The organism is Rhodococcus yananensis (assembly GCF_020515525.1).
In the GTDB taxonomy this organism is placed as follows: Bacteria; Actinomycetota; Actinomycetes; order Mycobacteriales; family Mycobacteriaceae; genus Rhodococcus; species Rhodococcus yananensis.
This window is the reverse complement of sequence record NZ_JAIYEP010000064.1, coordinates 1-24,247: the sequence shown is the minus strand read 5'-3', so window position 1 is coordinate 24,247 and position 24,247 is coordinate 1. Positions and strand designations below refer to the sequence as shown.

Here is a 24,247-nt window from a genome sequence, read left to right as displayed (position 1 = left end):
TTCCGATCGGCCCCGCTCCGCCCGGAGCGGGGCCTTCGTCGTGGAGCCTCGAGGCGGCGGTCTAGAATGAGCGCGTGGTCATCTTCTTCGAAGCTCTGCTTGTCCTTGCGGCCCTCCTCATCACGTGGTTCGCGCTGTACACGATCTACCGCCTGGTCACCGACGAGTCGTGACGGCCGACGCAGACGGAGCCGCCGGCGACGCCCGGCGCAGCGGAAACGACGCGATCGCGCGGGCCGAGGAACGCGCCAGGGTCACGGCGGAACTCAACGTCCCCACCCTGGCCGGGCTTCCGGGCCCCGAGGACACCGCGAATCTGCGTCTCGGCCCCGATCTGAATCCCGCCCTGCTCGCGTTGCTGCCGCTCGTCGGTGTGTGGCGCGGCGAGGGCGAGGGCAACGATCCGGAGTCCGGCGACTACCGGTTCGGCCAGCAGATCACGGTCTCGCACGACGGCGACCCCTTCCTCGTCTGGGAGGCACGGTCGTGGCGTCTCGACGCCGACGGCCGGTTCGCCGGGCATCATCGCCGCGAATCCGGCTACTGGCGTGTCGCGGGGACCGACGCCCCCGACGGCGACGATCCCGAGACGCTCGAACTGCTGCTCACCCACAGCTCCGGCGTCGTGGAGTTGTACTACGGCACGGCCCTGACGCAGTCGTCCTGGGAACTCGCCACCGACGTCGTGATCCGCAGCCGGTCGGGTGAGGTCGTGGGCGGGGCGAAGCGCCTGTACGGCATCGTCGAGGACGGCGATCTCGCGTACGTCGAGGAACGGGTCGACGCCGATGGTGACCTGACCCCGCGGATGTCCGCGCGCCTGTCCCGCTACATCGGCTGACACACCACCGCTACCCGCCACGACACCTGTCCGGTGACGCGGACGGCCCCCGAGCCGTGTCGCGGAACCGGACGATGTCCTGGTCCCGCGTGTCCCGGCCGGACGACCGGGGAGCTCGGGGGCCGGGTGACCACCTGGGATTCGCCGGCTTCGATCCGTCGGTGAATTCCATCGGCGTCACGCAGCTAGCTGGTGGTCACCTCACGTGTCCGAATGCAGATCACTTCCAGACCACCTCCTTCCTCGTGTACCAGCGAAGCTACGCGCCCGCCGGACACTCCCGCAACGCAATTTCGGCGTCGACGTCACAGGATCATGTCCTGTGGACGCAGCAGTTCCCGCGCCGACAGCCCCGCCCCCGACCGCACCGATTCGGATTCGTCGATCCGCTCGAGCGGATCCGCAGCGATGTACGGCCTCAGGCCCAGCCCGGTGATGTCCGCGACCCTGCGCACCGGCACCTGGTAGGTGCGATACGCACCGAACGAGAAGTCCTCCGGCCCCGCACGGAACTCGTCGAGCATCGCCTCCTGGCTGAGCAGGTAGGCCGTCGCCGACGGGCTGCCGTCACGCCGCACCATGGCGACCACCTTCCAGAACTGCCGCGGCAACGTGATTCCGCGGTAGGGCGGGTCGTCGTCGGCGAGGACCGGCCCGGTGAACACCGCGATCCGCAGGTCGGCGCTGTCCGCGCCCCGCAGGACGTAGTCCTCGAGTCCCGACCACAGGGTGCGTCCCGCGTTGAAGTCGTGGTGTTGCGGGCTGCAGTTGGTGAAGTGGAAGGTGTCGTCGTTCGCGGCCCGCGCGGACGGTCCCCACGCGGGGTCGAGTCGCCGCACCAGATGGCCCCGATCCAACGGGTTGTCCCGGTAGACGGCCTCGTCGGTCTGCTCGCCCGACGCGATCCGCGGGTCCCGGATCCAGCGGTCACGGCCCCGTGTCGGCCTCTCGAGTGCGGCACCGTCGATGCACACCGCCGTGAACAGCGCCATCCGTCTGCGCCGGTGCATCACGATGCTGAAATGGTGGTAGCGCAGTTCGTCCGAGGCGACGTCGGCCCAGCGGTCGTCGAGTTCCGGTAGCGGGAGGTCGACACCCAGGAAGGTCGGATCGTAGCCGCCGCGCGCACCGTAGTCGGGGTCGACGGCACGTGCCTCCCGGCTCCCCACCGGCTCACCGTCCGGGTACGGCTCGGATTCGTCGGCGGCGGTCCCCGCCGGGCCGGCACTGTCGCCGACCTCGACGAGTTCGTCGACCAGCCGTCGTCGATCGGGCGTGAGGTCCCACGACCGCAGCGCCGCGAGCACCGCACTGATGCGTACGCCTTCGTTGACCACGCCCCCGGTGTCCCGCCGGTCCGGGTCCGGCACGCTCGCGTGGTGCAGCGCGACGACCTCCCACTGATCGTTGAACACCGGCGAGCCCGACGATCCCGGTTCGGTGTCGGCGGTGTAGTGCACGAACTGTTCCGGGATGTCGACGAGACGGTTCTCCCGCAGCACGATCTCCTTCTTGCGGCCGCCCGGATGCTGCACGATGGTGACGTACTCCCCGATGATCACGGTGCCCTGCCGCGCCGTGAGCCGGTTGAATCCGAACCGGTCCAGTTCACCCGGGGGTGCGTCGACCGCCACCAGTGCGAAGTCCCGTCGTCGGTCGGCGACGAAGAACCGGTCGGGATCCAGACCGAAGCTGCTGGGTTCGACGTGTGCGCCACCGACACCGTCGCGGTAGTCGAACTCGATCCGGCTGGCCCGCGCGGTCTGCGCATCGGGGAGGACGTGGTGGTTGGTGAGCAGCAGTGTCCGCGACACCATGAACGCGGTGCCGTATCCGCGCGGGCGACCACCCCGCACGTCGATGTGCACGCGACCCACCGACCGGGCCGCCACGACACCCTCGTCGAGATAGCGCACGGCGAGGAAGTCCGCGGCGTTGATGATGCGTTCGAGGTCGACGTCGCGCGGATCGGTCGGGCCACCGGCCCGGGTGAGGTCGGCGACCGGGGCGGGCACATCCGCCCCGGCGGGCGCATAGTAGTTGCCGATCCGTGCCAGGCGTTTGCGGATCCGCAGTCCCGAGTCCGCCTCGGCGAGCCCGTTCGGCCGCGCCAGTGTCTTCTCGTGAGCGTCGCGTTCGGGTTCGCGGGCGTCGAGACGCCGGCGAGCGGCGTCCACTTGGATGTCGTATTCGGTGGGTGGCCCACCGCGGGTGTACGGATGGCGGTCGGGCAGACCGTCCGACCGCGTGTCGATGATGCTCATCTGTGTCCCCTGCCGTCGGTGCACGCCCAGTCTCACGGCGGGCTGCGGCGGGGGCACGCGTAGTGCACTACCCGACCTCGGTACCCGGCCCGGCCTCGGAGCCGACCCGGACGTGCAGCACCCGATCGGCGGCGGTGTCGTCCGGCAACTGATGGGTGACGAGCACGACGGCACGACCGGGGTCGACGAGTCCGGACGACCGGTCGAGCAACTGCCGCTGCAGGTGCGCGGCATCGGTCGCGTCGAGGTGCTCGGCGGGTTCGTCGAGCAGCAGCACCGTCGCCGGCGACAGCAACGCCCGTGCCAACAGCAGTCGTCGACGCTGCCCTCCCGACACCGCCCGCGCCCCCGCCTGCAGGGACGTGTGCACCCCGTCGGGCAACGATGCGACCCAGCCACCGAGTCCGACGGCGGCGAGCACCGCGTGTGCCTCCGCCTCGGCGACGTCGCCGCGCGCAACCCGCAGGTTCTCCAGGATCGACGTGTCGAACACGTGCGCGTCCTCGGCGAAGAACCCGACACGACGTCGCAACGCCGCCGGATCCAGATCGGCGAGATCGACGCCGTCGAGGGTGACGCTGCCCGCCGCCGGCGGCAGCAGACCCGCGAGGGTCATCAGGGTCGTGGTCTTACCGCTGCCGCTGGCGCCGACGATGGCGATCCTGGCGCCGGGTTCGACGTCGACGTCGACGGCCTCGGTGACGACGCCACCGGGCCAGGCACTGCGCAGCCCGGTGGCGCGGAGTCCGCCCGGTCCGTCCGCGGATGCGGTGCCGTGCGGGACGGGTCGTTCGGCGCGGTCGAGGAGTTCGACGATCCGCGTGGCCGCGAGCCGCGCACGGCTCAGTGTCTTCGCTGCGCCGGGCAGCGGCTCGGTGGCCTCGAAGGCCGACAGCGGCAACAACACCAGGATCCCCAGCGTCGTCACGGCGATCGTGTCGGGTCCCGATCCGATCGCGACGATTCCGACGAGGAGGGAGCCGAGGACGGCCGCGCCGAGTGCGAGGGGCGCGGCGGCGTCGGCGAACGCGGCGGGTACGGCGGACCGGTCGGTGGCCCGCACCGAGGCGATGTTCGCGGTACGGGCACGCCGAGTCGTCGTGCCGAGCCGCCCCGCGACCCGTAGTTCCGCGGCGTGGTCGAGGACGGTGACGGCGGTCTCCGTGAACCGGGTGCGTTCGGCGTCGCCGTCGGCGTCGGCGCGGGCCGCGGCGCGCGCCGACGCGCGGGGTGCCACGACACCGGCCACGAGCAGCGCCCCGGCGAGGATCGCGCCGGCCGCGGGTGCGATGACGCCGACGGTGACGACGGCGGCGACACCGAGGACTGCCGCGACGGCGATGGGCACGAGCGCGCGCACCACGACGTCACCGAGCGCGTCGACGTCGGCGCCGGTGCGGGCCAGCAGATCGCCCCGGGCGAGTCCGGCGGCGGCCGCGGGATCGCCTTCGGCGAGCCGCCGGTACAGCCCGGCCCGGGCCGCGGTGGTGCCGCGCAGGGCCGTGTCGTGGGTGGCGATCCGTTCGAGATAGCGGAAGATGCCGCGGGAGATACCGAGTGCGCGCACCGCGACGACAGCGACGGTGAGGTCGAGCACCGGGGGCATCTCCCACGCGCGGATGATCAGCCACGCCGACAGCCCGGCGAGGGTCAGGGCGCTGCCGAGGGTCGCGACACCGGCCAGGATCGCGAGCAGCACCCGTCGGGGTTCGAGTTCGAGCAGCGCCATGGCGCGACGCAGATCGCTCATCGTGATTCCCCCTCGTGTGCCGTCACGACGTTTCCTGAGCGTGCACGGTGACGACCCGGTCGGCGATCGCGAGGAGAGCGGGCCGGTGCGCGACGATCACGACGGTGCGGCCGCGGCGGGCGAGCGCGCGGAGGGTGTCGAGAACGGTCCGTTCGGCGGTGTCGTCGAGGTGCGCGGTGGGTTCGTCGAGCAACAGCACCGGCCGGTCCGATGCGAGGGTGCGGGTGAGGGCGAGTCGTTGCCGCTGGCCGAGCGACAGTCCGGTTCCGCCGGTTCCGACGACGGTGTTCCAGCCGTCTGCGACCTCGGCGAGCACCCGGTCGAAGCCCGTTGCCGCGCAGATCGCGTCGAGCCCGGGGTCGTCGGGGTCCGCACCGGTGAGGCGCAGGTTGTCGGCGAGGGTTCCGGGCAGCAGCACCGGGCGCTGCGGGAGCCACGCGACCGACGACCACCACGATTCGTCGGCGGCGACGGGGTGACCGTCCACGGTGACGGTGCCCTCGGCGATGTCGGTGAGGCCGAGGACGGCGAGCAGCGCGGTGGACTTGCCGGAGCCGTTCGGTCCGGTGAGCGCGGTGATCTCGCCGGGTCGGCAGACGGCGTCGAGCCGATGCGGGGCGCAGCCGTCGCGACCGGTCACCGACAGACCGTCGATGACGATGCGGGCGGCGGTGACCGGCCGTGCGGATCGGTGCGCGGCCCGGCCGCGTCGGCGGCGCGGACCGGGCCGATCGAGGATCGCGAATGCGCGTTCCGCAGCGGCCATGCCGTCCTCGGCCGCGTGGAACCTGCTCCCGACGGTCCGCAGCGGACGGTATGCCTCGGGGGCGAGGATCAGTGCGACGATGCCCGCCTCGAGGGGCATCCCGCCGTGCACGAGCCGCATCCCGATGGTGACGGCGACGAGCGCCACCGACAACGTGGCGAGGAACTCGAGGACGGTGCCGGACAGGAACGCGACCCGCAGCGCCGACATGGTGGTGCGGCGGTGATCGTCGCCGAGTTCACGGACCCTCGTCTCGGGTCCGCGTTCCCGGCCCAGTGCACGCAGGGTGGGCAGGCCGGCGAGAAGGTCCAGCAGTTGCGACGACAGCGTGGTCATCGCCGCGAGGGTGCGGTCGGATTTCCCCTTGGTGAGCAGCCCGATGAGGATCATGAAGATCGGGATCAGGGGCAGTGTGATCACCACGATCACCGCGGAGGTGAGGTCGTGCAGGGCGATGACCACGACGGTGATCGGGGTGAGGATCACCGCGAGGATCAGCGCCGGCAGATAGCCGGTGAGGTATTCGCCGAGTCCGTCGAGTCCGCGGGTGAGGACCGTGGCGATCTCGTCGCGACGCGGATCGAGTTCGCGGGGTGTGAGGGTCGCGGCGGCGTCGAGGACGTCGTGTTCGAGTCCGGCGACGACGCGTGTCGCGGCGCGGTGCGCGAAGCGCGACTGCACCCAGGTGACGGCGACCCGCAGGACGATCGCGGCGACGAGGATCGCGAGATCGCGCGCCCAGTCGGCGACGGTACGCGCATCGGTGGTGACGAGTCCCGCGAGGATCCGCCCGATCGTGAGTGCGACGACGACGACCGCGGCGACGTCGACGACGGAGGTGGCGACGGTGAGGACGAGATAACCGCGTGCGGGAGCGGAATGACGCCACAGGCGCGGGTCGACCGGTCCCCGCCGGCGTGGGCCGACGGGGACCGTGTCGGGTGCGGTCGCGGTCCCGATCGCGCCGTCGACCGTCACTTCGCTCCGAGTTTCAGTCCGATCGACGGTGGGATCTGCGGAGCCGAGATGCGCTGGCGGAACACCCAGTACGTCCATCCCTGGTAGAGGAGGACGACGGGCGTCATGATCGCCGCGGCCCACGTCATGACCTTCAGCGTGTAGGGACTCGACGACGCGTTCTCGATGGTCAGCGACCACGCGGGATCGAGGGTCGAGGGCATGACGTTCGGGAACAGCGATGCGAACAGCAGCACGGAGGTGGCGATGATCGCGACGGTGGTGAACACGAACGCCCAGCCTTCGCGTTCGACGGCGGTGAGGGCGGCGACGATCACCAGTGCGACGGCGGCGACACCGACGAGGATCCACGTCCAGCCCTTGCCGTGGTCCAGCTGGGTCCACAGCACGAACCCTCCCGCGACGACGATCGCCGGAACGGCCAGTCGCCGAGCGAGTTTCACGGCGTCCTCACGGACGTCCCCGTCGGTCTTGAGTGCGAGGAAGACCGCGCCGTGCAACGCGAAGACCAGCGCAGTGGTGACACCGCCGAGCAGCGCGTACGGGTTGAGCAGGTCGAACAGGGTGCCGACGAACTGCTTGTCCGCGTCGATCGCGACACCGCGGATGATGTTCGCGAACGCGACGCCCCACAGCACGGCCGGGACCCACGAACCGACGATGATTCCGTAGTCGCATCGTCGACGCCACACGGGATCGTCGATCTTGCCGCGCCATTCGATGGCGCACACCCGCAGGATCAGCGCGAGCAGGATGAGGAGCAGCGGCAGGTAGAACCCGGAGAACAGGGTGGCGTACCACTCCGGGAACGCCGCGAACAGCGCGCCGCCGGCGGTGATGAGCCACACCTCGTTGCCGTCCCAGACGGGGCCGATGGTGTTGAGCATGACCCGTCGCCGGGTGTCGGCGGTCGCGTCGCGGCCCCGGCCGAGGATCGGCATGTGCATGCCGACGCCGAAGTCGAAGCCCTCGAGCACGAAGTATCCGGTGAACAGCACCGCGATCAGGACGAACCAGACTTCCTGAAGTCCCATGACCGATCTCCCCTAGTACGCGAAGGACAGTTGTTTCGGCTGCCCGGTGTCGTCGGAATCGTCGTCGTCGTGGTCGCCGGGCGGCTGCGCGTCGTGCGGGAGCGGACCTTCCATCGCGTAGCGGCGGATCAGCCAGAACCAGACCACCCCGAGTGCGGCGTAGACGACGGTGAACGCGACGAGCGAGGTGATCACCGTGGCCGGCGCATGGTCGGAGACCCCTTGGTCGACGGTGAGACGGATCATGTCCACACCGGTCGGATTCGGGTGCACCACCCACGGCTGGCGACCCATCTCGGTGAAGATCCAGCCCGCGCTGTTGGCGAGGAAGGGGGTGGGTATCGCGGCGATACTCAGCCACGAGAACCACTTCTGGTCGGGAACCCGGCCTCGGCGGGTGACCCACAGTCCGGCGAACGCGAGTGCGGCGGATCCCACGCCGAGGCCGATCATCGCGCGGAACGCCCAGTAGGTGACGAACAGGTTCGGCTTGTAGTTGCCCGGACCGAACTGTTCCTCGTACTGCGCCTGCAGGTCCTCGACGCCCTGCAGGGTCACCCCGGTGAATTCGCCCTGCGCGAGGAAGGGCAGCACGTAGGGCACCTCGAGAACGTGGACGACGCTGTCGCAGTTGTTGTGCGTTCCGATGGTGAGGATCGAGAAGTTCGGATCGGTCTCGGTGTGGCACAGCGATTCCGCGGACGCCATCTTCATGGGTTGCTGCTCGAACATGAGTTTCGCCTGGACGTCGCCGGTGACGAACAGCGCCACACCGGAGACGAGCATCACGAGCAGCCCCATGCGGGTGGCGGGGCGGAACATGCCGCGGGCATCGCCCTCGAGCCGATCGGCTTCCTCCGGCGTGCCGTCGGTCACCTCACCGGATCGAATCGACGCGGCGCGGCGCATGTTCCGTACCATCCACCAGCCGCCGATACCGGCGACGAAGGTGGCCGCGGTGAGCAAACCGCCGGCGACGGCGTGCGGGAAGGCGGCGAGCGCGGTGTTGTTGGTGAGCAGCTCCCAGATACTCGTCAGCTCGGCGCGTCCCGTCTCCGGGTTGTACTCCGCGCCGACGGGGTGCTGCATGAACGAGTTCGCCGCGATGATGAAGTAGGCCGACGCGTTGACGCCGATCGCCACCATCCAGATGGTCGCGAGGTGCACGAGTTTCGGCAGTCGACTCCAACCGAAGATCCACAGCCCCAGGAACGTCGATTCCAGGAAGAACGCGACGAGACCCTCGAGCGCGAGGGGTGCTCCGAAGACGTCTCCGACGAACCGGGAGTATTCGCTCCAGTTCATGCCGAACTGGAACTCCTGCACGATGCCCGTGGCGACACCGAGCGCGAAGTTGATGAGGAACATCTTGCCGAAGAACTTGGTGAGGCGGTACCAGTGGTCCTTCTTCGTGACGACCCACATCGTCTGCATGATGGCGATCATCGGGGCGAGCCCGATGGTCAGCGGCACGAGGATGAAGTGATACACCGTCGTGATCCCGAATTGCCATCGGGACAGGTCCAACACATCCATGGAAACTCCGACCGAAATCAGGTACAGGATCTCGGAATCCGCTCGGGTGTCGCGGTCCCTGCGCCTCATTGTCGCGTCCACGGATCGAACGCGAGGCGTTACTACGCACAGTAGTAGAGAATCGTCGAAGTTCCCGCATCCGGTGTCGATCGACACATGCGCACACCCGATCCGCGCCATCTCACCCGGGCGTGCGCCCGGTCACTACCGCGCGACGGCGACCGCCTCGTCGACGAGCTTCTCGATCTCCCCCGCGAGCGCGTCCGTGGCCATCGTGTGCCCGTCGAGGGTGTGCACCCGCGCCGCCAGCGCGATGCTCGACAGCAGCCACACCCCGTCGGACACGACGAGGTCCGCCGGGCGCACCCCGTCGTACCGCACGGTGAAATCCCGGTCGGCCGCGAGATCGAACAACGCCTGCTGTGTCGTGCCCGGCAGCACACCGTGCTCCGGCGGCGGCGTGATCAGGGTGCGGCCGCGCGCCAGCACCACCGTGGAGCGCGGACCCTCGAGAACGAAGCCCTCGCTGCTGGTGAAGATCACGTCGTCGGCACCGACCGATTCGGCGTGACGCAGCGCCGCCATGTTCGTCGCGTACGACAGGGTCTTCGCGCCGAGCATCTGCCACGGCGACTTCTGCGGGACCTCCACGGAGAACCCCCGCTCGAGGGAGATCACCGACACACCGTCGCGGCGCGCCCCCTCGACCCGCCCCGACACCGGCGTGACCAGAACGAACGCGGTGGGCGTGTCGCCGCCCTCACGCCCCCGCGTGTACACGAGTCGCAGCACGCCCTCGTTCTGCCTGCCCCACTGCTCGGCGGCCATCTCCGCCGCGAGCCGCCACTCGTCGAGATCCGGCTCCGGCAGATCGGCCGCCGACGCGGACGACACCAACCGCGCCAGATGCGCGTCGACCGCGCACACGCGACCGTCACGTACCAGCAGGGTTTCGAACACGCCGTCTCCACGCAGCACCCCGAAGTCGTCGGCATGCAACAGGGGTTCCTGCGCATCCCGCACCTCGCCGTCGAGCGTCACCAGTACGCGATCAGCCATGGGGTCCACCCTAGCCATTGCACCCCTTCCGGTCGCTTCGCCATAGACTGGTGTCGTGGCCGAGATTCCCGTCGTGTCCGACAGTCCGTTGCTCGCGCTCCCCGATGCCGTCGCATCACCACCCCCGAGTCCCGACGAGGGGGTTCCCTGGCACCACGGCGACCCCCTCGCCGAACAGCGCGCCGCCACCCGGTCCGCGGTGGTCGTCGACCGGTCGAACCGTTTCGTCATCGCGGTGTCGGGCAACGAGCGCCTGTCGTGGCTGCACACCATCACCAGCCAGCACGTGCAGGCCCTGCCCGACCGCACGTCGGCCGAGAATCTGAGCCTCGACTCGAACGGTCGCGTCGAACACCACTTCGTCATGACGGACCTGGACGGTGTCACCTGGATCGACACCGAACCCGACCGCGGTCCCGATCTGCTCGGGTTCCTCACGAAGATGGTGTTCTGGGCCCAGGCGGAACCGCGTGACGGCAACGAACTGGCCGTCCTGAGCCTGCTCGGACCCGACTCCACCGGTCCCGCGATCCTCGCCGCGCTGGGTCTCGAAGCGTTGCCCGCCGAACCGTACGGGGCGTTGCCGCTACCCGCCGGCGGGTTCGTGCGCCGCATGCCGTGGCCCACCGAACACGCCTACGATCTGCTCGTCCCCCGCGACCACCTCGTCGAGGTGTTCACCGCGCTCACCGAGGCCGGAGCCCGCCCGGCGGGCAGCTGGGCGTTCGAGGCCCTGCGGGTCGAAGCCGTGCGACCGCGCATCGGACTCGACACCGACGAGCGGACCATCCCCCACGAGGTCCGGTGGATCGGCGGACCGGCCGAGGCCGGCGCCGTCCACCTCGACAAGGGTTGCTATCGCGGTCAGGAGACCGTCGCGCGCGTCCACAACCTCGGTAAACCACCGCGGCACCTGCTGCTGCTGCATCTCGACGGATCCGCCGACAGTCGGCCGGCGCCGGGCGACACGGTGACCGCAGGAAGTCGCAGTGTCGGGCGGATCGGCACGGTGGTCGACCACCACGAGCTCGGCCCCATCGCCCTCGCCCTGGTCAAACGCACGATCGACGCCGGCACCGCACTCTCGGTCGGCGACTGCGCCGCCGCGGTCGACGCGGACTCCGTCCCTTCGGAGGTCACCGTCCAGGCCGGTCGGTTGGCGGTCGAACGATTGCGCGGACGGTGAACGCCACCTCGGGCGAGCCGACGAACACGACCGGACTGGTCCGGTCGGTGTGCGTGCTGCACGCGGTCCGCGACAGCGGCACGCGCCGGGTACCGATCACCGGTATCGACAAGCGTCCCGTCGACGAGGCCGTCCACGTCGGTGTCCTCGGGCTGACCGGGGACCGGCAGTGCGACACGGAGCACCACGGCGGGCGGTTCAAGGCCGTGTACGTGTACGGCGACGACGAGGCGCAGCGCTGGGCGACCGAACTCGGCCGGGAGTTACCCGACGGATGGTTCGGGGAGAACCTGCGGTTGTGCGGCATCGCGACGACCGACGCGGTGATCGGTGAGCGTTGGCGCGTCGGTGACGGCGGTCTCGTCCTCGAGGTCACCGGTCCGCGGACCCCGTGCGGCACCTTCGGTGTGTGGTCGGGTGAACCCGGATGGGTCCGTCGGTTCGCGGCGCGCGGGGACACCGGCGCGTATCTGAAGGTGCTCGCCGAGGGGCCGGTGCGGGCGGGCGACCGGATCGTCGTCGAACACGTCCCCGAGCACAGGGTGACGGTGCGTGATCTGTTCACCGGACGCGACCCCGAGCGGATCGCGGTGATGCTCGAGCAGCAGGACGACCTGTCGCCGAGTGTCGCCGACAAGGCCCGCCGCCGGGTCGCCGGACAGAAGGTGAAGGTGGAGTATTGAGCGTCGAACTGGTCGAAGTGGTGCGCTCCGGTTTCCGGGAGTGCGTCCACCGCGGATCCCTGGTCGTACTCGATCCACGCGGGGAGGTCCTGGTGTCCCTCGGGGAGGTGCACACCCCGATCTATCCGCGGTCGACGAACAAGCCTCTGCAGACCGTCGCGATGCTGCGGCTCGGATTCACCCCGCGGGACACGGCGGAACTGGCGATCGCCACCGCATCACACGAGGGTGAGTCCGATCACGTCGAACTCGTCGAGGACCTGCTGGACGCCACCGGCTTCACCGAACGTGACCTGTTGTGCCCGGCCGATCTGCCGGGCAACGAACTGGCCCGCGCCGAGGTGCTCGCGGCCGGTCGTGGGCCACGCCCGGTCTACATGAACTGTTCGGGCAAGCACGCGGCGATGCTCGCGACGTGCGCCGCCCACGGATGGAGCACCGTCGACTACACCGACGCCGCGCACCCCCTGCAGCGCGCGGTCGCGGAGACGGTTCTCGATCTCACGGGCGACGAGGAGGAGACCGACCTGGGTATCGACGGGTGCGGGTTGCCGATCGTGCCGGTTCCGCTGGTGAATCTGGCACGGGCGTACTCGCGCCTGGTGACCGCGGCGGAAGGCACCCCGGAACGCGCGGTGGCCGACTCGATCCGTGAGCATCCGTACCTCGTGTCGGGGGCGGGCAAGGACGATCTGCGCCTCATGGAGGCCGTGCCCGGGCTCGTGTGCAAGGCGGGCGCGGACGGCATCCACGCCGGTGCCCTGCCCGACGGATCGTCCTTCGCGTTCAAGATCGACGACGGGCACGAGCGGGCGCGGCTTCCCCTCTCCGCGACGATCCTCCGACGGCTCGGCGCGTCGTCCGACGAGCGACTCGCGGGCCTCGCGTCGCAGCCGGTTCTCGGTGGTGGCGTGCGTGTCGGGACCGTCCGCGCCGTCCCCGAAGTGTTCTAGGGACCACATCCGACAACTTGAAAATCGTATTACCGCAGGTCGTGTCGTTCTGAGATGAACCGGACACGGCCGCGGGCGGGTGTGTGGAAGCGCAACGACGTTTTCCACGCTAAAGTGGTGCTCAGGAAAATACTCAACACACCGGGGCCGCCGAATTCCCCAGGCCGCCCCGTCAAAGCGCGAGGGGGTTGGCCATGGGCCGCGGCCGGGCTAAGGCAAAGCAGACCAAGGTTGCAAGGCAACTCAAGTACAGCTCGCCATCCACCGACTTCGACAGCCTTCAGCGAGAGTTGTCTGGAGGTGCATCCAGCTCGCATCGCGACGAGGTCTACGCGGATCAGCGTTCCGGTTGGGACGACGACCACGACGACGACTGGCGTCGCTGACACCAGTGCCCATCAGCGGAGGGGGAGCCGACACACGGCTCCCCCTCCGCTGATGGTGTAGGTGCGACGACCGTTGTTCGGAACGGATGGCACGGCCCCCGCACGGATACCCGCCGTCGGGGCGGACGCTGTCACGAACGAGGGCGGTGCGGCACGTCGTCGACGTCCGCACCGCCCCTCGTCGTCGGCCCGGCACGTCCGGGCCCTCGGAACTCAGAACCGCGGGTGGTCACCCAGCAGCAGGGCACGCTCACCGTCGCCGTCCTGCGCCTTGCGGACCGAACCGAGCGTCCAGCAGTCGATGTGGCGGGCGGTGAGCACCGCCAGAGCCCGGTCGACGTCTTCGGGCGCGACGATCGCGACCATGCCGATGCCCATGTTGAAGGTCTTCTCCATCTCGGCGCGCTCCACACGCCCGCGCTGGGCGATCAGACCGAACACGGGAGCGGGGCTCCACGTCGTGCGGTCGAGCTCGGCGACGAGGCCCTTCGGCATCACCCGCGCGAGATTCGCGGCGAGGCCGCCACCGGTGACATGGCAGAAGGTGCGCACCTCCGTCTCGGCGGCGAGGGCCAGGCAGTCCTTCGCGTAGATGCGGGTGGGCTCGAGCAGCTCTTCGCCGAGGGTGCGGCTGAATTCGTCGACATGCGCCGTCAGGCTCATCTTGCCGATCTCGAGCAGCACCTTGCGGGCCAGTGAGTAACCGTTGGAATGCAGACCCGACGACCCCATCGCGAGGACGACGTCGCCCGGACGGACCCGATCCGGCCCGAGGACCTTCTCCGCCTCGACCACACCGACACCGGTCGCGGAGATGTCGTAGTCGCCGTCCGCCATCACACCCGGATGCTCGGCGGTCTCACCGCCCAGGAGAGCACACCCGGCCTGGACGCAGCCCTCGGCGATGCCCGCGACGATCTCCGCGACCCGCTCCGGCACCACACGCCCGACGGCGATGTAATCCTGCAGGAACAGCGGTTCCGCACCGCACACCACGAGGTCGTCGACGACCATCGCGACGAGGTCCAGACCGACCGTGTCGTGCTTGTCGAGCGCCTGCGCGACCGCGAGCTTGGTGCCCACGCCGTCGGTGGACGCGGCGAGCAGCGGTTCCTTGTAGTCACCCTTGAGTGCGAACAGACCGGCGAAGCCGCCGAGACCGCCGAGCACCTCCGGCCGGGTGGCCCGCTTCGCGTGCGGCGCGAACAGTTCGACGGCCCGATCACCGGCCTCGATGTCCACGCCCGCCGCTGCGTAGGAAGCTCCGGGGGTTGTGTCCTCGGTCATGGGTTGTCGGCTCCCGCCTCGTGTTGAGAAATACTGTCGAACGAAGATGGTCGGTGACCGTCGGAAGGCATGCCGGAAGCACGCCCGGCAGCGCCGACCGCGCACTCACGGTACCCGACCAGGGTCTACGGGCGGCTCAGAACGTCCGCGTTCGCGTTGTCGAGCACGGTCGGTGTCGCCGATTCCGTGTCGACGACACCCTCGAGCACGTCCTTGCCGACGGCGTGCTCGGTGGGCAGCGCGATCGGGTAGTGCCCGTCGAAGCACGCCGCGCACAGGCGCGACGACGGCTGCTCCGTCGCACCGATCATCCCGTCGATCGAGATGTATCCGAGCGAATCCGCGCCGATCGACTGCCGCACCATCTCGACCATCTTGTCGTAGTCGTTCTCACCGGAGTCCGTGTCGCGGGTGCCGGCGCCGTTGGCGATCAGCTCGGCCGGAGACGCGAAGTCGATGCCGTAGAAACACGGCCACTTCACCGGCGACGACGCGATCCGCACGTGGATCTCGAGCGCACCGGCCTCGCGCAGCATGCGGATCAGTGCGCGCTGGGTGTTGCCGCGCACGATCGAGTCGTCGACGACGACGAGACGCTTGCCGCGGATGACCTCGCGGAGCGGATTCAGCTTCAACCGGATGCCGAGCTGGCGGATCGTCTGGCTCGGCTGGATGAACGTGCGCCCGACGTAGGCGTTCTTCATCAGGCCCTGCCCGTACGGCAGCCCCGACCCCTGCGCGTATCCGACCGCGGCGGGAGTACCCGACTCCGGAACGGGGATCACCAGATCCGCGTCGATCGGGTGTTCCTTCGCCAGCCGTCGGCCGATCTCGACGCGCGTCGCGTGCACCGACCGCCCCGCGATCGTGGAGTCCGGTCGGGCCAGGTAGACGTACTCGAACACGCACCCCTTCGGATCGGGTGCCGCGAACCGCGACGAGCGCACCCCGTCGGCGTCGATCGCGAGCAGTTCACCCGGCTCGATGTCGCGCACGAACGATGCACCGACGATGTCGAGGGCCGCGGTCTCGCTGGCCACCACCCAGCCGCGATCCAGCCGACCCAGGCACAGCGGCCGGATCCCCCACGGGTCGCGGGCCGCGTACAGCGTGTGCTCGTCCATGAACGTGAGGCAGAACGCGCCGCGCAGCGTCGGCAGCAGCTTCAGTGCCGCCTCCTCGATCGTGCTGTCGGTGGCCGCGTCCGCGAGCAATGCACCGACGATGTCGGAGTCGGAGGTCGCCGCACCGGGGCGGGACGGATCGATCAGACCGCGCTCGCGAGCACGCTGCGCGAGTTCGGCGGTGTTGACGAGGTTGCCGTTGTGGCCGAGCGCCACGCCCGTCCCCGCGGCGGTGGTGCGGAAGATCGGCTGCGCGTTCTCCCACGTCGTCGATCCGGTCGTCGAATACCGACAGTGTCCGACGGCGATGTGGCCGGGCATCGCGCCGAGGGTCTGTTCGTCGAAGACCTGGCTGACGAGACCGAGGTCCTTGAACACCAGCACCTGGGCACCGTCGGCCACCGCGATGCCCGCGGCCTCCTGGCCGCGGTGCTGCAGGGCGTACAACCCGTAGTACGTGAGTTTCGCCACGTCCTCCCCGGGAGCCCAGACGCCGAAGACGCCGCACTCCTCGCGCGGCTCGTTCTCGGGTTCGTCGGGGGCGAGAAGATTACGTGTGTGAACCGACAGATCGGCACTGGTCACCGGGGTGCTCCCTGAGGGCTGGACAGAATCGGGGCATCCCCATTCTACGGGTCGCCGACGGGGCCTCCGCGCCGCGCACCCCGGTCGAGTCCCCGCCGCCACACACGACTCATCGATCACACCCTCAACAGCGGTAGCCAGTGTGCAACATCCCCCGCCCGCGCGCCCGACGCATCGACACGTCCCGCCCGCACCGCGTCGGCGTAACCATCGATACCGAGAACGAGGCGGAGCCAACTGCGCGGATCGGTCTCCACCACGTTCGGCGGAGTCCCTCGGGTGTGCCGCGGCCCCTCGATGCACTGCACCGCCACGAACGGCGGGACCCGCACCTCGACGCTGGATCCCGGGGCGACCTGCTCGAGTGTGCGGGCACTCAACCGCACCGCTGCTGCGAGATCGGCGCGTGCGGGAACGTCGTCGGTCTCGTCGGCGACCCAGCGGTGCACCCGCAGCACGGCGGAACGGAGATCTGCGGGATCGACTGGTCTGCGAGGCGCCACGGTCCGAGCCTAGCCGCGCGCCGCCACCCGTCCGGCGACCCGCGATCGGTGACGGACATCCCGGACGACGATGCGGTCGGAAGGCCCGGTCGACGACCTACGTCCCGCCGTGCTTCTCGTCGCCGGTGCGTGCCGCGGTCGCGACACGCACCGCGACCGCTCCCCCCACGTTGAGCGCGAGATGCGCGAGGGCCGGTGCGAGCACACTGCCGCTGCCCCGACGGAGCCACGCGAACACCAGCCCCGACAATCCGGTCACCAGAACGGTGCCCGGCACCGAATCTCCCGCCAGGAGCGCGGGCCGCACATGCCACAGTCCGAACACGACGGCCTGCGGGAACGGGCCGATCAACGTGGTGAGCACACCCCGGAACAGCAGTTCCTCCGCAAGGACGGTGCCCATCGGGATGTGCACGCCGATCCATTCGTAGAAGTCGTCACGTCCACCGCCGGTCTCGTCGACGAATCGGGCGCGGAGCACCGGGACCGTCAGCGCCGACAGGTACGCACCTCCGATCACCGTCGCCGCGACGCCACCCCAGCGGAGACCGGCTCGGATCCGGGAGGGGTCCAGGCCCAGCGCCGTCCGGTCGAGACCCGACGCGCGCGCGAGCAGCACGGCCCCGATCCCGGCACCGGCCGCGAGCGCCGCGCGACCGCGCGGCCCGACCCTGCGCGTCGGCAGCATCGCTCCGAGCCCGACGGCGGCGGCCGCCGCCACCGGGCCTTGCCACAACCGCACCTTCACCGGGCGCTCACTTCTCGGGTCCCTGGGTCTTGCGCGCGGCGTCCAACGCGATCCGCACCCGCTCGGTGTCCGCGTCCGTCCACCCCTCCGGCTGGGTGACGGCCACCCAGCCGTCGAGGATCGTGGTGCCGTAGTTGTGCCCGTGCCCGTCCGGAACCCCGGCCGCATTCGTCAGGTCTGCTGTCACCTGCCAGAACGTGACCACCGGGAACCAGCGCATCTCCGGGAGCCGATCGGGCCCCGGCGGCTCCGACAACCAGTCGGGCCGGGTGAAGAGCAGGTCCGGCGACCACCACACCACCGGATCCGACGCGTGCTGGATGTACAGCACGCGCGGAGACAACCATTGTGTGTCGGGTTCGTCGATGTCCTCGCGTTCGTCGGCGAACCGGACGACGAGCCCGTCGGCGTAGACGGGTTCGACCTCGGGAGTCCCCGGGTCACGCCGGGCGACGAGCTGGCCCCACAGACGGTTCGAGTTCGGCGGACCGACCCAGAGCACACCGTCGACGGTTTCCCGGATCGCGGCGAGGGTGTCGAAGGCGCCCTCCCCGGACTGGGTTCCGAGGCTCTCCCCGTAGACGTACAGTTCGGGGCGACGATCCTCCGGAACCTGAAGCCAACGTTCGTGGACGCGATCGATGAGCATCCGGCCCGCGTCGGCGGCCTTCTCCCGGTCGGCGAGGAACGAGATCCAACTCGGCAGATACGAGTACTGCCACGCCACCATCGCGAGATCACCGTTGTGGACGAGTTCCATCGCCTGCGCGGCAGTGGGATTGACCCATCCGGTTCCGGTGGTGGGGATCAGCACGAGCGCCGAACGATCGAACGCGCCCGTGCGTTCGAGTTCGTCGACGACCAGATCGACCCGGGCCTCGGGGGTGTCGGCGGTGTCGAGCCCCACATAGACGCGGATCGGTTCCTCCGCCGGCTCCCCGTTGATGCGGGACAGTTCATCGGCGTCCATGCCGCGCGAGACGAAGTTGCGTCCTTCGAAGCCGAGGGTCTCCCACGGAGCCAGCGACTCCGGACTACCCGACTTCTCCGGGTTCAGCGGCTGTTCCACACCGGGACGCGTCGACGCGTCCTGCAGGCTGAAGGCGGAGTTCACGACGGCGTACGCGCCGCGCAGCAGAACACCGTCGATGAGCATGAAGGTCACCAGAACGACGACGAGCACCGCGAGGGTGCGGGCGAGCCCGGGTGGCATTCCGGTGCGCCGCATGAGGAGTCTCGTGATCCACCGCCAGATGTCACGGAAGCCGCGCCACGTGGCGATGAGCAGCATCGCAACCGCGACCGCGAGCACACTGGTGCGCAGATACCCGGTCGTGGTGGTGCCCTCGGCACCCATCAGCGCCGCGAGTTCGCGTTGCTGTCCGGCGGCCTGCGCGAGTGCGACGATGCACGCGAGTGCCGCCGCGACGGGCACCGCGACCTTGATCGCCCGCAGCACGGGCAGCGGCGGCGGCCACCACGGTCGTCCCGCCAGGAGGAATCTCGCGACGGCCCAGCCGACGACGCACCCCACCCCGTACCCGATGGCCGCGTTGATCCCGCCGATCAGCCCTTGGAACAGCCAGTCGCGGGGCAGCAGCGACGGGGACAGCGACCAGCAGAAGAAGAGGGCGGCACCCGCGATCCCGGTGAAGTCCAGGCTGAGCCACCCCCACACCCGTGCGGTGAGGGGGTGGCGGCCACCGAAATCGGTGACCGCCGCGATGATCTGCCCCTGCCGGGCTTCGATCAACGCCAGCCTGTCGACCTGGGCAGCCGCCATCCGGCCTACCCGAACAGCGCGGGCAGAGCGCCCTCGTGGACCTCGCGGAGTTCACTCGTCGACACCGAGAAATGGCCCTGGATCTCGACGGAATCCGAGCCCTCGTCGACCACACCGATACGCACCCACGGCATGTTCCGCGCCGAGCACATCCCCGTGAACCGGGACACCTCCGTACGCGGAACCGCCACCAACACACGACCCGCCGACTCGGAGAACAACGCCACGAACGGATCCGCACCCTCGGGCAACAGGATCCGACACCCCGTCTCTCCGGCGAGAGCCGCTTCGACGACGGCCTGCGCCAGACCGCCCTCGGACAGATCGTGCGCCGCCGAGATCAACCCGTCACGGGAACCGGCGGTGAGGATCTCCGCGAGCAGACGCTCCCGCTCGAGATCGACCCTCGGCGGCACACCACCGAGATGATCGTGTTCGACCTGCGCCCAGATCGACCCGTCGAACTCGTCACGGGTCTCCCCCAGCAGAATCAACGTCTCACCGGGCTCGAGGCCGACGCCGGTGGGGATACGCCGATGCACATCGTCGATCACACCGAGCACCGCCACCACCGGAGTCGGCAGGATCGCCGTCGAACCGGTCTGGTTGTAGAAACTGACATTGCCGCCGGTGACGGGAATACCCAACTGCGCACACCCGTCCGCCAGACCACGTACGGCCTGCTGGAACTGCCACATCACCCCCGGATCCTCCGGCGACCCGAAGTTCAGGCAGTTCGACACGGCCTTCGGGGTGGCACCGGTGACCGCGACATTGCGGTACGCCTCGGCCAACGCCAACTGCGCACCGGCATACGGATCGAGCTGCGTGTAACGCCCCGAGGCATCGGTCGCCAGGGCGATACCCCGACCCGTCTCCTCGTCGATACGCACCACACCGGCATCGGCGTTCTCCGCGAGCACGGTGTTGCCCCGCACATACCGGTCGTACTGCTCGGTGATCCACTTGCGGCTGCACAACGCCGGCGACGCCAACATCTTCAACAGCGTCGCCTTCAGCTCGTCGTCCGTCTCCGGGCGCTTCAGCGTCGCGGTGGTGTCCGCGACCAACGCATCCTGCGAATCGGGACGCTGCACCGGACGGTGGTACACCGGGCCCTCGTGCGCGACGGTGCGCGGCGGAACGTCCACGACGGTCTCGCCGTGCCAGTCGATGACGAGACGCTCACCGTCGGTGACCTCACCGATCACGGTGGCCAGCACGTCCCACTTCTTGCACACGGCCATGAACGCGTCCACGTTCTCCGGGGTCACCACGGCACACATGCGTTCCTGGGACTCGCTCGAGAGCACCTCGGCCGGTGTCATACCGGTGGCGCGGGTGGGCACCGCCTCGAGTCGGATGTGCATGCCGCCGTCACCGGCCGCGGCCAACTCCGACGTGGCACAGGACAGTCCGGCACCGCCGAGGTCCTGGATACCGACGACCAGCTTCTCCCGGTACAGGTCGAGGCAGCACTCGATGAGCACCTTCTCCGTGAACGGATCACCCACCTGCACGCTCGGCAGCTTCTTCGGCCGACCGCCGTCGCTGTCGTCGAACGTCTCCGACGCGAGCACCGACACACCACCGATACCGTCGAGACCCGTCCGCGCCCCGAACAGAATGATCTTGTTACCCGCGCCGGACGCGAACGCCAGATGCAGATCCTCCACACGCATCGCACCCGCGCACAGCGCGTTCACCAACGGATTACCCTGGTACGACGCGTCGAACACCGTCTCGCCACCCACATTGGGCAGACCCAACGAATTGCCGTAGCCACCGACCCCGCGCACCACACCGTCGACGACACGACGGGTGTCCGGATGATCGGCCGCACCGAACCGCAACTGATCCATCACCGCGACCGGGCGGGCACCCATCGCCATGATGTCACGCACGATGCCCCCGACACCGGTGGCCGCACCCTGGTACGGCTCGATGTACGACGGATGATTGTGGGACTCGACCTTGAAGGTCACCGCCCAGCCGTCGCCGATGTCGACGACACCGGCGTTCTCACCGATACCGGCGAGCATCGACGAACGCATCTCGTCGGTGGTGGTCTCGCCGAAGTACTTCAGATGCACCTTCGACGACTTGTACGAGCAGTGCTCGGACCACATCACCGAGTACATGGCCAGCTCGGCGTCCGTGGGACGGCGTCCCAGGATCTCCTTGATGCGGTCGTACTCGTCGTCCTTCAGTCCCAGCTCCCGATAGGGCTGAGCGACATCGGGGGTTTCGGCGGCGTGGGTGACGGTATCCACGTGCGATGACACTGGGCGTCGGGTCCCTTCACTCTGGGATCGAAAACAGCAGGCCGGGCAGACACTGCCGGAGCCAGTCTATCGGTGCGCGGGATGCACCGGATCGTGCGGTGTCGGCACCGCGTCACCCTGCGGCGACGACGCGGGGTTCCCCGGTGATGCCCGCACCGGTCCGTCGCGGGTCCCGGAACCCGGGGTCTCGTCGCGCTCAACGGTGCTGGCGCCGCCGGTCGCAGGCGGAGAAGTGGCCGCGCGCGGCCGCCGGAGATCGACCAGGGAATCGAGGTCGAGCACCACTTTCCGTCCGAACAGCGGCGCCCGCACCTTTCCGGAGTACTCTCCGTCGAACCGGTACCAGCCGTCGTCGAGAGTGAACACCGCCAGCAGCGGTGGCCCGATCAGGTCGACGATCCAGTAGTGGGGGATGCCGGCCTCCGCATACTCGGAGAACTTCGTCACCCGATCCGTTCGCGCGGTCCCCCGGTCCGTGACCTCGACAACCATCCGGACCGCGGACGCCGGCGCACGGTCCGGGTCGTCCTCGACGAGGGCCCGATCGACGACGATCGCATCCGGCAGCCGCACCGTCAGCGGATCGTCGCCGACGAGCACCTCCGCACTGCCGAGCGCGCACATCTCGGCGGGCAGCTGCGCGTCGAGCTGCAGCACCACCGACAGCGCCGCGTGATCGTGCACCGCCCCCGGCCGCGGCACCGCGACGAGCACTCCCTCGCACACCTCGACGTGATGACCCTCGTGGTCCGGCAGCCCCGCCCATTCGTCGAGTCCCAACAGATGGTCGGGGAAAAACGGATCTCCCAACTCCGTCCACCCCCGTTCGTGACCGGTAGGTCCGGCTGCCCTCAGTCTCGCACCGGCTCAGCTCGCGGGGGTCAGAAACGCGGCAAGCGCCTCCGCGTAGGCCGGCACGTCCGCGGCGCCCATGAATTCGCGCGCCGAGTGCATCGCGAGCTGCGGCGCTCCGACGTCGACCGTCGTCAGACCGGTGCGGGACGCCGTGATCGGGCCGATGGTCGACCCGCACGGCAGGTCGGCCCGATGCACGTACCGTTGCAGCGGCACCCCGGCCTGCTCGCACGCCAACGCGAACGCACCCGCACCCGCGGCGTCCGTCGCGTAGCGCAGGTTCTGGTTGACCTTGAGGACGGGGCCACCGCCGACCTCGATGCGGTGCGCCGGCTCGTGCCGCTCCGGATAGTTCGGGTGCGTCGCGTGGGCCATGTCGCCCGATGCGACCATCGACCCGGCCAGTGCCCGCAGGAACTCGTCGCGGCCACCGCCGCGCGCGAGCACGATCCGTTCGAGGACGGTGTTCAGCAGGTCGGAGAACGCACCGCGATCCGACATGCTGCCGACCTCCTCGTGGTCGAACAGCGCGAGCACCGGCATCGGTCCGGCCTGTTCCGCGACACGATCGGCGGCGGCGAGCAACGCCTGCAACCCGGCGTAGCAGGTGGCCTGGTTGTCGAGGCGCGGGGCACTCACCAGGTCACCGTCGACCCCGACCGTGGCGCTCGGGGTCACGTCGTGTGTCATCAGCTCCCAGCCGAGCACCGAATCAGGGGCCACTCCGGCGCGCTCGGCGACGTGAGCGACGAACGAGCGCGGCTCGCGGCCGACACCCCACACCGCGTTGACGTGGCGTTGGGGGTCGAGTTGCACACCCTTGCGGTCCTCGGACAGGTGGATCGCCAGTTGGGGCACCCGCAGCAGCGGCTCATCGATCCGCACCAGGACGTCCTCGGCGGTGTGGCCCGCGCGCACCGTGAACCGTCCCGACACACCGAGGTCGCGGTCGAGCCACGAGTTCAGCCATGCGCCGCCGTACGGTTCGAGCCCGACGAGCGACCAGCCCGCCGACGCGAGGTCGGGATGCTGTTTGACCCGCAGGTTCGGGCTGTCGGTGTGCCCGCCGACGATGCGGAACGGCCGGGTCGCGGCGACGTCGTCACCTTCGGTGCTCCACGCGAGGAGCGATCCGCCCCGGATCACGTAGAAACGTCCGGGGGACGTCGGCCACTCGTGTGTCTCGTCGAGTTCGGTGAAGCCGGCATCCGTCAATGCCGCGGCGACCGTCGCGCACACGTGGAACGGTGACGGCGACAGGTCCACGAAACTGCACAGACCTCGGGCATCGGCATGCGTGATCGAAGACATGCCAGCATCCTCGCATCACCCGGCCGACGGTCGCGCGGGAGACACCGCCGGGAATTGCGTAATCCTACTCAGGACAAGTCGGGCATCGCCCTGCAAAATGGTTTCCGGAGTCGCTGGTAGGGGGATGCGAGCGGCGCCGGCCCGGAGCCCGATCGGGGGGTTGAGCTCCGGGGTATACGAACGAGGGACCCTGCAGACCGATCGGGACGGGAGCAGGGTCCCTCGTTCCATGTCTGCGCCGCGCCGTCTGCACCGCGTCGGTCTGCACTGTCGCGCCGACTCCAGAACAACGCGAAATGGTGGTGACCGCGGGGAATTCCCCGCGGTCAC

Annotated in this window: 19 protein-coding genes; 5 read left to right on the top strand and 14 right to left on the bottom strand. The window is 69.5% G+C overall.

The features are described from left to right. Positions 1–169: 169 nt before the first annotated feature. A complete protein-coding gene (locus LDQ05_RS15140; RefSeq protein WP_226437778.1) occupies positions 170–841 on the top strand; it encodes a heme-binding beta-barrel domain-containing protein in 672 nt (223 codons plus the stop codon). Positions 842–1,146: 305 nt separating this feature from the next. Here the strand turns inward: LDQ05_RS15140 and LDQ05_RS15135 are convergent, their stop codons facing one another. From LDQ05_RS15135 to LDQ05_RS15110, 6 genes are all read right to left on the bottom strand, one after another. Then, entirely contained in the window at positions 1,147–3,105 is a 1,959-nt protein-coding gene (locus LDQ05_RS15135) for a DNA/RNA non-specific endonuclease (protein ID WP_226437777.1), read from the bottom strand. Positions 3,106–3,172: 67 nt separating this feature from the next. Beyond that, positions 3,173–4,855 (bottom strand): thiol reductant ABC exporter subunit CydC, encoded by a 1,683-nt coding sequence (gene cydC, locus LDQ05_RS15130; protein WP_226437776.1) that lies wholly within the window; start codon positions 4,853–4,855, stop codon positions 3,173–3,175. Between the two features lie 22 nt (positions 4,856–4,877). Beyond that, positions 4,878–6,599: a thiol reductant ABC exporter subunit CydD gene (cydD, locus tag LDQ05_RS15125; RefSeq protein WP_226437775.1), complete on the bottom strand. Its 1,722-nt coding sequence runs from the start codon at positions 6,597–6,599 to the stop codon at positions 4,878–4,880. Continuing rightward, entirely contained in the window at positions 6,596–7,633 is a 1,038-nt protein-coding gene (gene cydB / locus LDQ05_RS15120; RefSeq protein ID WP_226437774.1) for a cytochrome d ubiquinol oxidase subunit II, read from the bottom strand. Before cydB ends, cydD begins: the two co-directional genes overlap by 4 nt. 12 nt (positions 7,634–7,645) lie before the next feature. Next, positions 7,646–9,169, bottom strand: coding sequence for a cytochrome ubiquinol oxidase subunit I (locus LDQ05_RS15115; protein ID WP_226437773.1), 1,524 nt, complete (start codon positions 9,167–9,169; stop codon positions 7,646–7,648). A 204-nt stretch (positions 9,170–9,373) separates the two neighbouring features. Then, positions 9,374–10,228, bottom strand: a complete 855-nt coding sequence (locus LDQ05_RS15110) for an aminodeoxychorismate lyase (protein WP_226437772.1) — start codon at positions 10,226–10,228, stop codon at positions 9,374–9,376. 55 nt (positions 10,229–10,283) lie between these two features. On the opposite strand from LDQ05_RS15110, the gene ygfZ reads away from it, so the two are divergent. The 4 genes from ygfZ to LDQ05_RS15090 all read left to right on the top strand — a co-directional run bounded on the left by ygfZ (position 10,284) and on the right by LDQ05_RS15090 (position 13,436). Continuing rightward, positions 10,284–11,414, top strand: coding sequence for a CAF17-like 4Fe-4S cluster assembly/insertion protein YgfZ (gene ygfZ, locus LDQ05_RS15105; protein WP_226437771.1), 1,131 nt, complete (start codon positions 10,284–10,286; stop codon positions 11,412–11,414). Then, positions 11,411–12,097 carry an MOSC domain-containing protein gene (locus LDQ05_RS15100; protein ID WP_226437770.1) on the top strand — a complete coding sequence of 229 codons (687 nt, stop codon included), beginning with the start codon at positions 11,411–11,413 and terminating at the stop codon, positions 12,095–12,097. Before ygfZ ends, LDQ05_RS15100 begins: the two co-directional genes overlap by 4 nt. Further along, a complete protein-coding gene (locus tag LDQ05_RS15095) occupies positions 12,094–13,050 on the top strand; it encodes an asparaginase (protein ID WP_226437769.1) in 957 nt (318 codons plus the stop codon). Before LDQ05_RS15100 ends, LDQ05_RS15095 begins: the two co-directional genes overlap by 4 nt. Before the next feature lie 194 nt (positions 13,051–13,244). Further along, a complete protein-coding gene (locus LDQ05_RS15090) occupies positions 13,245–13,436 on the top strand; it encodes a DUF3073 domain-containing protein (protein WP_226437768.1) in 192 nt (63 codons plus the stop codon). 213 nt (positions 13,437–13,649) lie between these two features. Here LDQ05_RS15090 and purM read toward each other — a convergent pair whose 3' ends face one another. The 8 genes from purM to LDQ05_RS15050 form a co-directional block, all read right to left on the bottom strand. Further along, positions 13,650–14,723 carry a phosphoribosylformylglycinamidine cyclo-ligase gene (gene purM, locus LDQ05_RS15085; protein ID WP_226437767.1) on the bottom strand — a complete coding sequence of 358 codons (1,074 nt, stop codon included), beginning with the start codon at positions 14,721–14,723 and terminating at the stop codon, positions 13,650–13,652. Between the two features lie 125 nt (positions 14,724–14,848). Then, positions 14,849–16,432, bottom strand: a complete 1,584-nt coding sequence (gene purF, locus LDQ05_RS15080) for an amidophosphoribosyltransferase (protein WP_226437766.1) — start codon at positions 16,430–16,432, stop codon at positions 14,849–14,851. A 116-nt stretch (positions 16,433–16,548) separates the two neighbouring features. Then, a complete protein-coding gene (locus LDQ05_RS15075) occupies positions 16,549–16,935 on the bottom strand; it encodes a sterol carrier family protein (RefSeq protein ID WP_226437765.1) in 387 nt (128 codons plus the stop codon). A gap of 97 nt (positions 16,936–17,032) precedes the next feature. After that, entirely contained in the window at positions 17,033–17,683 is a 651-nt protein-coding gene (locus LDQ05_RS15070) for a CPBP family glutamic-type intramembrane protease (RefSeq protein ID WP_226437764.1), read from the bottom strand. Positions 17,684–17,690: 7 nt separating this feature from the next. Continuing rightward, complete coding sequence (locus tag LDQ05_RS15065) at positions 17,691–19,466, bottom strand: alpha/beta hydrolase (protein ID WP_226437763.1); 1,776 nt, start codon at positions 19,464–19,466, stop codon at positions 17,691–17,693. Between the two features lie 5 nt (positions 19,467–19,471). Next, positions 19,472–21,751, bottom strand: coding sequence for a phosphoribosylformylglycinamidine synthase subunit PurL (gene purL, locus LDQ05_RS15060; protein WP_226437762.1), 2,280 nt, complete (start codon positions 21,749–21,751; stop codon positions 19,472–19,474). A 66-nt stretch (positions 21,752–21,817) separates the two neighbouring features. Then, positions 21,818–22,561: a Uma2 family endonuclease gene (locus tag LDQ05_RS15055; RefSeq protein WP_226437761.1), complete on the bottom strand. Its 744-nt coding sequence runs from the start codon at positions 22,559–22,561 to the stop codon at positions 21,818–21,820. Between the two features lie 57 nt (positions 22,562–22,618). Beyond that, positions 22,619–23,917 (bottom strand): M18 family aminopeptidase, encoded by a 1,299-nt coding sequence (locus LDQ05_RS15050; RefSeq protein ID WP_226437760.1) that lies wholly within the window; start codon positions 23,915–23,917, stop codon positions 22,619–22,621. Positions 23,918–24,247 lie beyond the last annotated feature (330 nt).

What these genes read in the sequence shown, in the direction of transcription:
- LDQ05_RS15050 (WP_226437760.1), bottom strand. Translation starts at nt 23,917, where the DNA reads ATGTCTTCGATCACGCATGCCGATGCCCGAGGTCTGTGCAGTTTCGTG.
- LDQ05_RS15110 (WP_226437772.1), bottom strand. Translation starts at nt 10,228, where the DNA reads ATGGCTGATCGCGTACTGGTGACGCTCGACGGCGAGGTGCGGGATGCG.
- purM (WP_226437767.1), bottom strand. Translation starts at nt 14,723, where the DNA reads ATGACCGAGGACACAACCCCCGGAGCTTCCTACGCAGCGGCGGGCGTG.
- LDQ05_RS15135 (WP_226437777.1), bottom strand. Translation starts at nt 3,105, where the DNA reads ATGAGCATCATCGACACGCGGTCGGACGGTCTGCCCGACCGCCATCCG.
- LDQ05_RS15090 (WP_226437768.1), top strand. Translation starts at nt 13,245, where the DNA reads ATGGGCCGCGGCCGGGCTAAGGCAAAGCAGACCAAGGTTGCAAGGCAA.
- cydC (WP_226437776.1), bottom strand. Translation starts at nt 4,855, where the DNA reads ATGAGCGATCTGCGTCGCGCCATGGCGCTGCTCGAACTCGAACCCCGA.
- LDQ05_RS15065 (WP_226437763.1), bottom strand. Translation starts at nt 19,466, where the DNA reads ATGGCGGCTGCCCAGGTCGACAGGCTGGCGTTGATCGAAGCCCGGCAG.
- LDQ05_RS15115 (WP_226437773.1), bottom strand. Translation starts at nt 9,169, where the DNA reads ATGGATGTGTTGGACCTGTCCCGATGGCAATTCGGGATCACGACGGTG.
- cydB (WP_226437774.1), bottom strand. Translation starts at nt 7,633, where the DNA reads ATGGGACTTCAGGAAGTCTGGTTCGTCCTGATCGCGGTGCTGTTCACC.